Source organism: Bacillus massilinigeriensis (assembly GCF_900117315.1).
Lineage (GTDB): Bacteria > Bacillota > Bacilli > Bacillales > Cytobacillaceae > Bacillus_BE > Bacillus_BE massilionigeriensis.
Map to the genome: position 1 here is coordinate 3,961,552 of NZ_LT630337.1, position 12,593 is coordinate 3,974,144.

The 12,593-nt window shown below is 39.7% G+C and carries 14 protein-coding genes; all 14 read right to left on the reverse strand.

Features of this window, described 5'->3' with window-relative positions:
- Positions 1 to 217 precede the first annotated feature (217 nt).
- The 14 genes from BQ6100_RS19530 to rho all read right to left on the reverse strand — a co-directional run bounded on the left by BQ6100_RS19530 (position 218) and on the right by rho (position 12,329).
- Positions 218 to 793, reverse strand: a complete 576-nt coding sequence (locus tag BQ6100_RS19530) for a TIGR01440 family protein (protein ID WP_075983192.1) — start codon at positions 791 to 793, stop codon at positions 218 to 220.
- Between the two features lie 30 nt (positions 794 to 823).
- Positions 824 to 1,270 carry a ribose 5-phosphate isomerase B gene (rpiB, locus tag BQ6100_RS19535; protein WP_075983193.1) on the reverse strand — a complete coding sequence of 149 codons (447 nt, stop codon included), beginning with the start codon at positions 1,268 to 1,270 and terminating at the stop codon, positions 824 to 826.
- Between the two features lie 258 nt (positions 1,271 to 1,528).
- Positions 1,529 to 2,824 carry a methyl-accepting chemotaxis protein gene (locus BQ6100_RS19540; RefSeq protein WP_075983194.1) on the reverse strand — a complete coding sequence of 432 codons (1,296 nt, stop codon included), beginning with the start codon at positions 2,822 to 2,824 and terminating at the stop codon, positions 1,529 to 1,531.
- A 20-nt stretch (positions 2,825 to 2,844) separates the two neighbouring features.
- Positions 2,845 to 3,291, reverse strand: coding sequence for a low molecular weight protein arginine phosphatase (locus BQ6100_RS19545; protein WP_075983195.1), 447 nt, complete (start codon positions 3,289 to 3,291; stop codon positions 2,845 to 2,847).
- A 276-nt stretch (positions 3,292 to 3,567) separates the two neighbouring features.
- Entirely contained in the window at positions 3,568 to 4,125 is a 558-nt protein-coding gene (locus BQ6100_RS19550; RefSeq protein ID WP_075983196.1) for a manganese efflux pump MntP, read from the reverse strand.
- Between the two features lie 101 nt (positions 4,126 to 4,226).
- On the reverse strand, positions 4,227 to 5,282 hold the full coding sequence (locus BQ6100_RS19555) for an L-threonylcarbamoyladenylate synthase (RefSeq protein WP_075983197.1): 1,056 nt from the start codon (positions 5,280 to 5,282) through the stop codon (positions 4,227 to 4,229).
- Between the two features lie 191 nt (positions 5,283 to 5,473).
- A complete protein-coding gene (locus tag BQ6100_RS19560; protein WP_075983198.1) occupies positions 5,474 to 5,917 on the reverse strand; it encodes a GNAT family N-acetyltransferase in 444 nt (147 codons plus the stop codon).
- A 119-nt stretch (positions 5,918 to 6,036) separates the two neighbouring features.
- On the reverse strand, positions 6,037 to 6,798 hold the full coding sequence (gene spoIIR / locus BQ6100_RS19565) for a stage II sporulation protein R (RefSeq protein ID WP_084780504.1): 762 nt from the start codon (positions 6,796 to 6,798) through the stop codon (positions 6,037 to 6,039).
- 325 nt (positions 6,799 to 7,123) lie between these two features.
- Positions 7,124 to 7,987 (reverse strand): peptide chain release factor N(5)-glutamine methyltransferase, encoded by an 864-nt coding sequence (gene prmC / locus BQ6100_RS19570; protein ID WP_075983648.1) that lies wholly within the window; start codon positions 7,985 to 7,987, stop codon positions 7,124 to 7,126.
- The gene (gene prfA, locus BQ6100_RS19575; RefSeq protein WP_075983200.1) at positions 7,980 to 9,053 is read right to left on the reverse strand and encodes a peptide chain release factor 1; all 1,074 of its coding nucleotides are present in this window, start codon (positions 9,051 to 9,053) and stop codon (positions 7,980 to 7,982) included. Before prfA ends, prmC begins: the two co-directional genes overlap by 8 nt.
- 283 nt (positions 9,054 to 9,336) lie before the next feature.
- Positions 9,337 to 9,783, reverse strand: coding sequence for a hypothetical protein (locus BQ6100_RS19580; RefSeq protein WP_075983201.1), 447 nt, complete (start codon positions 9,781 to 9,783; stop codon positions 9,337 to 9,339).
- Between the two features lie 158 nt (positions 9,784 to 9,941).
- Positions 9,942 to 10,559 (reverse strand): thymidine kinase, encoded by a 618-nt coding sequence (locus BQ6100_RS19585; protein ID WP_075983202.1) that lies wholly within the window; start codon positions 10,557 to 10,559, stop codon positions 9,942 to 9,944.
- Between the two features lie 143 nt (positions 10,560 to 10,702).
- Positions 10,703 to 10,903, reverse strand: a complete 201-nt coding sequence (gene rpmE, locus BQ6100_RS19590; protein ID WP_075983203.1) for a 50S ribosomal protein L31 — start codon at positions 10,901 to 10,903, stop codon at positions 10,703 to 10,705.
- Positions 10,904 to 11,063: 160 nt separating this feature from the next.
- A complete protein-coding gene (gene rho, locus BQ6100_RS19595; protein ID WP_075983204.1) occupies positions 11,064 to 12,329 on the reverse strand; it encodes a transcription termination factor Rho in 1,266 nt (421 codons plus the stop codon).
- Positions 12,330 to 12,593: the final 264 nt, after the last annotated feature.

Below are 12,593 nucleotides of genomic sequence, written 5' to 3' on the forward strand. Positions count from 1 at the left end.
CACGTTTTTTAATTGAATAGAATGAAAATTAAAAAAGTATAAACAATAACAATGAAAAAGGTCAAACCTCATACAGATGTTGGAAAAATAACACACCCTATTCGGCTTGACCATTTCGATTCATGCTAGGCTTTATTTTTGAATCCATTTATGTTCTCTGGCTTGTAACCCTTTTTTCATTCTGTTTGATGTTAGACCTTTATCAATCCGTTTTATGTCAGCTGCAAGATTGGTTTTTTGGTTCACTTACATAAACTGCTCGTTCGCCCCCAATTAGCTTTGGACGACTTTTTGCTAATGTGACATGGGCGCCTCCAAAGGTTTTCTGAGGTACACGTATTGGAACTGCAACCGGCTTTAGATGCATCCCGATTAAGGTATTACCGATGTCTATTCCTGCCTCCGCTTGGATTTGCTCAACAACAACGGCATCCTTTAAATGAGAATAAGCATAAGTTGCCATCGCTCCACCAGCATTTCGAACAGGAACGACCGTTACTTCATCATAGCCCTTTTCCTCAGCTGTTTCTCTCTCAATCACAAGCGCCCGGTTTAAGTGTTCGCAGCATTGAAAGGCCAATGAAACACTAGTAGCCTCTTGGAAATCCAAAAGCTTACGAAAAATCATCTCGGCAACCTCCTCAGAGCCCGCGGTTCCGATTTTCTTGCCAATGACCTCGCTTGTACTACAGCCGATTACTAACAAATGCTTGCTTGTCAGATTGGCCTGCTTTTGAAATTCTTGTAGGATGCTGTGCAATTCTTCCTCCCAATGGGATATGGAATCTGACAATTGGTATTCCTCCTTCTTGACATGAAAGAATTAAAGATTTCTATCCTCTATTTCCTTAATTTTATTTAAACGGTTTTCATGACGGCCACCTTCATACTCCGTTGTCAGCCATATTTTTGCTATTTCACGAGCAAGCCCTGGACCAATAACCCGCTCTCCCATGGCTAAAATATTACTATCATTATGCTGGCGTGTAGCCTTTGCACTAAATGCATCATGTACAAGCGCACAGCGAATTCCTTTTACCTTGTTTGCTGCAATGCTCATGCCGATGCCTGTTCCGCAAATAAGAATTCCGCGATCAAATTCACCGTTTGCTACTTTTTCAGCAACTGGTAATGCATAATCTGGATAGTCAACGGAGGTTCCACATTCACAGCCGAAATCCTCAAAGGCAATACCCATTTCCTCAAGTAAATTTTTAATTTCTTCTCGAATATTTACTCCACCATGATCCGATGCAATGGCTACTCTCATTTTTCTCTCCTCCATATTCACTCTGTCCATTTGATAGATGATTTAATATTTTTATTTTGACATATTCACCTATAAATATAAAGGTAAAAAGAAAAAGCATTAGCTGTTCGGTGAGGGCTAATGCTTTTGTCTTATATCTTCATTGGAACAATGACTTCGGCTATTCATATTAGGTACTGTCTGACAGCAAGCAATTCAGCCCTTTAGTTACCGCTTTCAACAGTTCACACTAAAAATACCAACAAACCTATTACATCCCTACAGCTTAAACCGCGTAATGGTCTCTTTTAATTTTTCTGCTTGATGCTTGAGGTCCATACCTAGGCTTTCTACGTTTTCCATTACCTGTGTTTGGTGGACAGTAGCGTTTGTTACTTCCTGTGCTCCAGCTGAGGTTTCCTCTGCGATGGCAGCTACTTCTTGTGATTGCGTAGATGTATGCTGAATTTCAATCATTTGTTGGTCTACTAATTTAGTGATCGTTGCAATAGATGACGCCATCTCATCGATGGTTTTCGTCATTTCTTCAATGACTTCTTTTGTTTCGGTTCCTTTTTTCGCTTCATTATTAGCTATGTCTACTTGCTGAGTGATTTGATTGACGACATTGATGACTTCCTGTTGGATGTTCTGTACTAATTCGGAAATTCCTTGAACGGCCTTAGCGCTTTCATCTGCTAGAACCCTAACTTCTTCAGCCACTACAGCAAAGCCCTTTCCGTGATCACCGGCACGAGCTGCTTCAATAGAGGCATTTAATGCTAGCAAGTTGGTTTGGGCGGCAATATCACCGACCAATTGAATAATTTCCCCGACCTTCTCTGCGTTTCTCTCTAATCTTTTTACTGTTTGAAGAGAGTTTTTATTATCATCAGCCAATCGTTCAATACCAGAGATTAATGAGTGAACGACTTTCTTAGATTCTTCAAGCTCATGAACCATATCATTGGAAACACCCTCTGAAGCCTTTGCTTTATTTTGAACCTCGACCGCAATTCTAATGACATCTTCTACGGCCTCTGCTGTGTTTTGAATGGAAATTGCAGAGTTGTCAGCACCTTGTGATATTTCACTAATGGTTCTGGAGATGGCTGATGCCTGCTCAGCTGCTGCAGATGCTTCCTGCGAAATAGCAATAACCTTCTCATTCGTTTCTTGGAAGTTTTCATCGATCTTAAGGACCATATCCCTTAAAGAATAAAGCATGTGATTAAAGGCTACCCCTAATGAACGAATTTCATCATCTGTACGTGGAAGTTCCACATCCTCCCCGATGTCTCCATGCGCTGCCTTTAATGCAATTTTCTCAAGCTTCTGTAATGGTCTTATTATTAGCGCTGCAAAGAAGAAGGCCAAAATACCAGACCAAATAATCCCCAAGCTTAGTGTTATCACCGTAAAGGTAAATTCCCCTACTGGTAAAATATCCTTAAACAATGGATATAAAATATAAATAAATACTCCACTTGTCGAATATGTGATAAGCGCTAGGACTGTTGTAAACATAACAAGCTTTTTCCTAAGTCCAAACTTGTACTTCTTTTTTTCCCCCATTTCTTCCTCCCCCTGTTCCTTTAACTCTCCTTTTGTATACGTTCGATTATTTTTTCTATTTTTTCATTTAGTTCCTTGTATGTATCTCTGTATATTTCTATTGATCCACCATAAGGATCAGCAATATCACGGGTTGAGTTTCCCTCTACAAATTCAGTTATAGTAAATGTTTTTTCTTTTGCCTCTGGAAACATATTCAGGACTGTACTTTTGTGACCACTAGTCATTGTTAAAATGTAGGTGGCCCATTTAACCATTTCTGTTGACAGCATTTGTGAACGATGGTTGTGTTCAATTTGGTTTTCCTTTAATACAGCTTGTGTATTTTCTGAGGCTGCTCCCCCATCCATGGCAAAAACCCCTGCAGATTTCACCTCTAAATTAGGAATGGATTTGCTTTTTACAATAGCTTCTGCCATTGGGCTTCGACAGGTATTTCCTGTACATACAAACAGAATGCGGGTCATTCCTTTTCCTCCTCATTACCATTATAAGCGAAAAACGTTGACATCCATAGACAAGCTTTGAAAAATTTAAAACATTTGGAATTTTGGGTTTAACCCAAACAATATGAGTCAAAACTCCTAAATTTTTATCATTATTTAGAATATCCTAAAATCTCCATTAAATGAAGGGGCTTTCATCATTTTTTTCATTTTCTACTGTGTGAATAGGTTTCTTATCCCATACAAAAAGGCCATCCCGATTGAAGATGAGCCTTTCTGTTTGCACTTATATACTTTTTAAGAGAACGATAATAGCAATTTTATTCCAAATGCTAGTAGGATTCCTCCACCTAATGCTTCACTATATGTACCTAGCAGCCCTTGAACTCTTCGTCCAATAAGCAAGCCCGCCCATGTTAATAGGGTTGCTCCAATTCCAAAGCAAAATAATGCCACTACCGTTTTTGCTCCATATATCCCTAAAGTGAGTCCCACTGAAAAACTATCAAGACTTGCACTGATGGCAAAAATAAGTAAGCCGATGCCAACTGGAGTAATAAGTGCTTGGTCATCCTTTCTCATACTTGACCAAAGCATTTGAATACCTAATAAGATTAATAGACCTCCACCTACGAATCCGGCGATGGCTCCCAATCTCTCAGACAATAATCGACCGAAAATAATCCCTAGCAATGGCATCCACACATGGAAGATACCTATTGTCAGCCCTATCTTAAAAATTTGCCTAAGCCTTATCTGATACATTCCCATTCCTAAACCGATTGAAAATGCATCCATACTTAGGGCAAATGCCATTAAACCAAGTGTGAATATTTCTCCAACCATTGCAGACATTCTATTCCTCCCTCGGGACTTGCTACTTCAAGATATGCACGTCCAAGGAGGTTTAGAATATTCTTTTATGAAAAAGGTTCCCACTACATTGACTTATCAGCCTATTTTTTCCCTGTTTCTTCTATTATTTTACCACCAGCTGCCTTTGTTAACCGATTCATTATGGCATGCCCTACCCCAACTGTTGGAAACATTTCGCTGAAAATCAAATCTACACCTGAGCGATTAAAGCTTCTAAGAGCCTTATAAAGGAGGTTTGCTACACTTTCTAGCTCACTTCTTCTCCCGCAGGCAAATATATAATCCGCTTTGTAATCTCCCTGATGTTCTTCTGTAGTTAGAACTCCAACCTTGAATCCTTCCTTTTGCTTTTCATCGACAAGGGTTTGAATAAAGGCTGTACTTCCATTAACAAGGTAAAGTGGCGCATTTGGCGCATAATGTTGATACTTCATGCCTGGAGCTTTTGGTGCCTTTTGCTCATCCGTTAGCGCGGGGTCCACCTTCACTTCTCCAACAACCGCCTCCAGCTGTTCCTTTGTAATGCCTCCCGGACGAAGGATGACTGGAATATCCTCCGTGCAATCAACCACCGTGGATTCCACGCCGACTCCCGTACTCCCCCCATCGACAATCCCGGGAATTCGACCATTTAGATCTTCAAATACGTGGTTTGCCGTTGTAGGGCTTGGTTTCCCTGATCGGTTTGCACTTGGTGCTGCTATCGGAAGACCAGATTTCTCGATGAGCGCAAGAGCAACTGGATGATTGGGCATTCGAACGGCCACAGTTGATAAACCAGCCGTCGCCTTTTCCGATAATACTCCCTCTTTTTTCTGAAATATGATAGTTAATGGTCCTGGCCAAAAGTGATGGATCAACTGATTTGCCTTTTCAGGAATTTCCTTAACAAATTGGAGCAGCTGGCCCTTATTTGCAATGTGAATAATTAACGGATTATCGCTCGGTCTTCCTTTTGCTTCAAAGATTTTCGCAACCGCCTCATTGCTTTTTGCGTTCCCACCGAGACCATATACGGTTTCTGTCGGGAAGGCTATAACCTCATTTTCCTTTAAAAACTCGGCTGCCTGTGCAATTTGTTGATAACTTTCTTGATTATCCACATTTTTATCCACTGACCAAATGATTGTTTTCATTTAATATCCACCTTCAAATAGAAGTATTTGATTTTTCTAGATGACCTTGATAATTCTCCTATTTCAAATACTTATCCTTCCTTTATACGTATGAAAGTATAAAAGAAGAAGGAGGATAACTCAAGTCTTATCCACATTTTGTGTATAAAAACGTTTTTATAGTGGATAACTTAAGCTACATATCCACAATTTTAAAGGTTTAACCTCATGAAAACGGAGTTATCCACAGATAAAATATATTGGACATGCTTTGAATGCATTAGCTCCTTTGGTAATTCCTCAGTCTCTTCCTTTTCAAATCCGATTACTTGAAAGAAATCTAGTGATTTTGATTTATTGGTAGCCAAATATAAGGTTGTTAATTGCCTTTCCCGTGCTAAGCGCAGGATTTGTTCAAACATGACCAGTATGTCCTGTTCCTTCAGTACGGATGTCATCACTAACGACCTGAGCAGTCCGTAGCTCCCAAGAGGTTCAATCCCAAGTGTCGCTTTAATATTTCCATCTTTATCTTCCATTATTAAAAAATATTCAATCCCGCTTTCTACTCCTTCTGTGCCCACTCTTGCTTCATTTAAAAAAGCAATCAGCTTATCCACATCTTCTACCTTTCCACCACGAACCAATGTCTCCATCAAACCCACCTACCCTCTCTTAATCATTCATTAATAAATATGATAGATTTGAAAAAGTAGAACCAAAAGGGTGACAGGCACCATCCAAAAATTGGATGGTGCCAATTGGATGGTGCCTGTCACCTCAATTTATCCCAAAGGACTTTAATGAAAAACTTCACTTCTACTGGTTTTTCGTCTTCTTCTGTATATACTGGTGGGGCTTGCTTTGAGTCTTGACTTTGACCTTGGTTTTGCTTTGTGTCTGGTGCCTTGTCCTGGTCTAAATCCTGCCTTTCACTGCTAGTTTGTTCTTTGTTTTCACTTCTTTTACTGCCTTCCCCGCTCCTATTTTCCGAGCCTTCCAAACTATCATTACTCTTTTCATCTTCCTTAACAGCGACACCACTCGCAAAGTCTAAAAAGCATAATGGAGGGAAAAGTACACACCACCAATTCGCCCCTTTTCCTTCTCCAAGTGTGATTAAGATGGCTTCATATTCTCCTGCCGGGTAGAGATATTGTCCATAAAGCTTAGTAGGAAACTCTACCTTTCCGAAATCCGTATGTACACTTTGAGTTGACTTCTCACTAGCTACCACCTGCTCTGCGATTCTTTGAATTTCTAGTAATCGAGAACGAATTAGGCTTCTTGCTGATTCCACTGATGTAAGATTTTCAACCCAACCATTTATTTCATGGTTAACCGCATCTCTTACCTTTCTTTTTAGCTGTTGATCCTTTTCACTGTCACTGTTAGCTAGAATTCTAAGACGAATGGCTTCCTTTGGAATGACGATTTCGCTGTTTGCGGTTACTTCATTTTTTGGTATATATAAACTTAAGATTGTTCCGAATGATAGAATAAAAATATAAATTATTGCAAGATGCTTTGTGTTCAAGATTTCCTCCGCCCCTTCTCTTATGCCACCACCATTTCATAGTTTCTTCCATTTCAGGTGGGCTTGTTGTATCGAGTTTTCGGGCAGTGAGCTTCTCAATTAATGTACTTTTGAGCTGGGAGAACTTACTGCCCGTTTTCAACTTGATAGAAATATTGTGGACAAGAAATCGGATTCTTAAACACTAGTAAAATGAAAAAATAGAATAAAATTTCGGATGCTAAAGGTTTTGACACAGAAAAAAACGCACGAACCAATGATATACTCCCTTTCGTAGCCAAAATTTCTACTTAAAAGGGAGCAATCAGTACCTCATGCGTCATATCTAAATGATCTCTGCAAATACCATTCGATCTTTGCCATTAATATCGTAAACAACATCTACTTTTGCCTGTGGGAAGGCCTCGAGCAACAGTTTTTTAACAGCATCACTTTGACCTGCGCCTACCTCAAAACCAACAAGAGCTTTTTCATTTAAAACATGTGGCAATTCCTTCGCGAACCTTCTATACAAGTCCAACCCATCTTCACCAGCAAAAAGTGCGCGATGCGGTTCATGTTCGGTTACCACTTCAGACATTGAGGCCATATCACTCACAGGAATATACGGTGGATTGGAAAGAACAACATCAAATTTCGTACCTGATTCGATAAAAGGCTTCAATAAGTCCCCTGCGACAAACTCAACCTCTCCACCAAGATTTACAGCATTTTTCCTCGCAACCTCTAAAGAGGCTTCAGCTATATCAGATGCCGTTACTTCAAGCTCAGGATTTTCTAATTTTAATGTGATGGCGATTGCTCCACTTCCTGTTCCAACATCAAGCACTCGTAGCGAAGTCAAATCTCCAGCAAACATACGATTCATTCTCTCCAAAGCGCCTAAAACAAGCTCTTCCGTTTCTGGCCTTGGAATCAAAACTTCTTCATTCACATAAAAAATACGTCCGTAAAACTCTTCCTGCCCCATAATATACTGAATTGGTTTTCCCTCAACATGGGTTTGTACCGCAAGCTTAAACAGCTCCCATTTTTCAGTAGGAACTCCCTCCTGCAATCGAGACAAAAGCTGTGCCCGACTTAGATTCATATAATATCGCAATAAAATTTCTCCCGCATTTTCATCCCGATTTTGTTCCTTTAAAAAAGAAGAAGCCCATTTGAGGGCTTCGAACACTTTCTTACTCATTAGAGGCATTCTCTAATCTTCTAGATTGCTCTTCCATGATTAGCGCTTCAATAATTTCATCAAGCTTTCCTTGAAGAATTTGGTCGAGCTTTTGAATCGTTAAGCCAATACGGTGATCAGTCACGCGGTTTTGCGGGAAATTGTATGTGCGAATTCGTTCAGATCGGTCACCCGTTCCAACAGCTGATTTACGTTGTTGATCGTACTCGGCTTGAGCCTCCTGCTGGAATTTATCATAAACGCGGGCACGAAGTACCTTCATTGCTTTTTCTTTATTCTTAATTTGTGATTTTTCATCCTGACAGGAAACGACGATACCGGTTGGTAAGTGGGTCAAGCGAACAGCAGACATCGTCGTGTTAACACTTTGTCCCCCAGGTCCACTCGATGCAAAGGTGTCTACACGGACATCTTTATCATGAATTTCCACTTCCACTTCCTCAGCCTCTGGTAAAACAGCAACCGTTGCTGTAGAAGTATGGATTCGGCCGCCTGATTCAGTTTCAGGAACACGTTGGACACGGTGCGCCCCATTTTCAAACTTTAATTTTGAATAAGCCGCGTCTCCGTTAATCATGAAGATTATTTCCTTATAGCCACCAACGCCTGTTGTATTAGAATCGATGATTTCAATCTTCCATCCTTGGCTTTCTGCAAAGCGGCTGTACATGCGGAATAAATCCCCTGCGAAAAGGGCCGCCTCATCCCCACCTGCAGCTCCACGAATTTCCATAATTACGTTTTTATCATCATTCGGATCCTTTGGAATAAGGAGAATTCTTAGCTTATCTTGTAATTCTTCGATTCTTTCCTCAAGCTCGGAAACTTCTTCCTTCACCATATCACGCATTTCAGCATCTAGTTTTTCCTCTAGCATTGCTTTTGCATCTTGTAATTGCCCTCGAACCTCTTTATATTCACGATACGTTTGCACGGTCTCTTGAATCCCAGATTGTTCTTTGGAATATTCACGGAGTTTTTTTGGATCATTCACAATATCGGGATCACTTAAAAGCTCATTTAATCTTTCATAGCGATCTTCTACAGCTTGAAGACGATCAAACACAGACATTCACCTCTATTTATTTTTCGAGTTCTTTCATTTATTTTATTAATTTTTTTCGGAAAAATTGTAGTCCGACGACATTTGCATTTATATATAAAAATTGAATTCTATCTCGATGCATAACATTTTAATTATAGTATAGGGAAGGAGAGACGTCAAAGCCATCTATTAGGAGAAGGGGGGAGTTTCTATTAAAGATTTTGTTGATTGATCCCTACAAAATTCATCTCAAAAATCGCTCTTTCACCAAACCAAAAATAAAACATGCCCTATTCAGAGCATGCTATCTTTGCTTGCCTTCAACATGAACATCTATTTTATAACGAGGAAGGGCATGAACCAATGCGTTATTAAGCCTTTTTTCAGCCGCTCTTTCTTCCTCATCGGAGAGGTTCCCCTTTGTATAGGCTGTTACTCTCATCCTCCCACCATTTATCCAAACAGAACCAGGCACAAATCCATTCATTGTTTCAATTGTTTTTCTAGCTTGATCAATGTCTGACTTTTGATTGGATCGGCTTCTGGTTTCATCAACAGGAACGAGATTTGGATTCTGCTCTGACATCCTTTGGTCTGCTCTACCAATTGGGGAATCCAGCGAATGACTATTTTGGACAAATGTACGGGCATTCGAATCCTCGTCCCGATCATATACACCTTCAGCATTTTGATTTTGATTACATCCGGTTAAAATGGCTAAAAGAATAAGGAATAAGGATGCTTTTTTCAACTTTAATACACCTCCTACTAGTAGAGTTCCCTCTTTTAGTAGGATTGTGTTAATGATTTTTTTCCAGTTGGAAGACTCATGAAGGACAAAAAAATAAGCTGACAAAACATCAGCTTTTAAAAAAATTATGGGCTGTTGCCCAGATTTATCTTATATCATTACGCCCTTTTTGTTTCAGAACGGCTCTCCATCATTTTTGGTGATTTTAAAACCACATGATGATGTCTGCAACGTGGCTCGTAGCTTTCTGAGGCACCTACAAGAATAACCGGATCATCGTATGAAGCAGGCTGTCCATTGATTAAACGCTGGGTTCTACTTGACGGCGAACCACAAACCGCACAAACAGCTTGCAGCTTAGTAACTAGTTCAGCAATGGCCATTAGGGCTGGCATTTGCTCAAATGGCTCACCACGGAAATCCTGGTCAAGACCCGCTGCAATGACGCGATGTCCACTATCAGCAAGGTGTTGGATCACATCGACAATCTCAGGGTCAAAGAATTGTACTTCATCGACAGCAATAACCTCAATATCTGAATCAATATGCTGAAAAATTTCCGTTGAATGCGAGATAGGAATCGCTATAAAGGATGTCCCATTGTGTGATACTACAGATTCGTCACTATATCGATTATCGATTTTCGGTTTGAAAACCGCAATTTTTTGTTTTGCAAATTGAGCTCTTCGCACACGTCGAATCAACTCTTCTGATTTTCCAGAGAACATACTGCCGCAGATTACTTCAACCCATCCGTGATGCTTCATTACGTACATGTACGGCCTCTCCTTCCTCACATTTCTTAAAAAGCCTATGGAGATTACTACATCTTGAGCGAAAAATCTATGTAATAACTCTCTATCACCAATAAAAAACAGGCAAGTAATCAAACCTCTTGCCTGTCTTTGCTATTTTCAAATTACTTAAGACCGTATTTCTTATTGAATCGGTCAACACGTCCGCCAGCTTCAGCGAATTTTTGACGACCAGTATAGAATGGATGACAAGCAGAACAAGTTTCTACTTTAACCTCTTCTTTTACAGAACCAGTTTCAAACTCGTTTCCACAAGCACATCTTACCATTACTTTTTTATAATTAGGATGAATTCCTGCTTTCATTCTTTTCATCTCCTTCCGCCCTGAATCATTCGAAACAGAGTTATATGGTTACGGTTAGGATACCCGTAATATTTCAAAAACACACTGGATTTATTATAGCAAGGACTATTCCTTTTTGCAATATGGGAATTCCAACCGAGATTTTTTTCTATAATCTATTTCAGGAACGTTTCGCTCTCATTTCTTCTGACAGCTGGGCAAAGAAATCCTCATTTGTTCTGGTTTGCTTCAGCTTGCGTAAAAACTTCTCGCCAAAGTCAGGAGAATCTGACATGGATTTACGAATCGCCCATAGTTTATCAAGATGATCCTTCGGAAGAAGAAGCTCTTCTTTACGAGTTCCTGAACGACGTATATCGATTGCAGGGAAGATTCTTCTTTCTGCCAAGGAGCGATCTAAATGAAGCTCCATATTTCCCGTTCCTTTAAATTCCTCATAAATTACATCGTCCATTCTTGATCCCGTATCAATTAATGCAGTAGCTAATATCGTTAAGCTTCCACCCTCTTCAATATTACGGGCTGCACCGAAGAAACGCTTTGGTCTATGGAAGGCAGCTGGGTCGATACCACCGGATAACGTACGGCCGCTTGGAGGAATAACTAGGTTGTAGGCACGAGCAAGACGAGTAATACTATCCATTAGAATAATCACATCGCGTTTATGCTCAACGAGTCTCATCGCTCTTTCGAGAACAAGCTCAGCAACCTTAATATGGTTTTCAGGAACCTCGTCAAAGGTTGAGCTTACAACATCGCCCGCAACGGAACGCTCGATATCAGTTACCTCTTCTGGTCGTTCATCGATTAATAGAACGATTAGTTCTGATTCTGGGTGATTGGTCGTGATGGCATTAGCTATTTCCTTTAGAAGCATTGTCTTACCTGCCTTTGGAGGAGCAACAATCAGTCCGCGTTGTCCAAACCCAACAGGTGCAATTAAATCCATAATTCTCGTAGAGATTCGTTTTGGAGTTGTTTCAAGCTTCATTTGTCGATCGGGGTATAAAGGTGTTAATGCAGGGAAGTGAACCCTTTCCTTAGCTGACTCAGGGTCATCGCCATTAACTGCTTCTACATGCAAAAGTCCATAATAACGTTCATTTTCTTTAGGAGGTCTTACTTTTCCTGAAACCTTATCGCCATTACGTAAATCAAAACGACGAATTTGAGATGCAGAAATATAAATATCCTCAGAGCTCGGAGAATAGTTAATTGGTCTTAAGAATCCAAACCCTTCTGATTGGATAATTTCTAGCACGCCTTCCATGAAGAAGTATCCCTCTTGTTCAGCACGTGCTTTTAAGATGGCAAAAATCAGTTCCTTTTTAGTAAGCTTACTGTAATAAGAAACCTTATAGGTTTTCGCCAGCTCATAAAGCTCTTTTAATTTTAAATTTTCTAAACTTGAAATAGTTAATTCCATTTTGGCACCACACTTTATAGTATTAAACATTTCCACCATACTATTTAATTGATATTCTTCTAAAAATAATTATGGTCGAAAAGGAAAAAATCCTAGACTGAGGTTTCTTGAAGTAAATGAAGATATAACAGATGGAAAAAAGATGAAAAATTGCATGTTCATGCATACAATTTTAAAATAATAAAAAACAATCTTATTTTACCCTTTTGGAAGGAAAATAATCAATAGATTTTTTCGAATAATTAAGGAAATCCAGATAAGTGA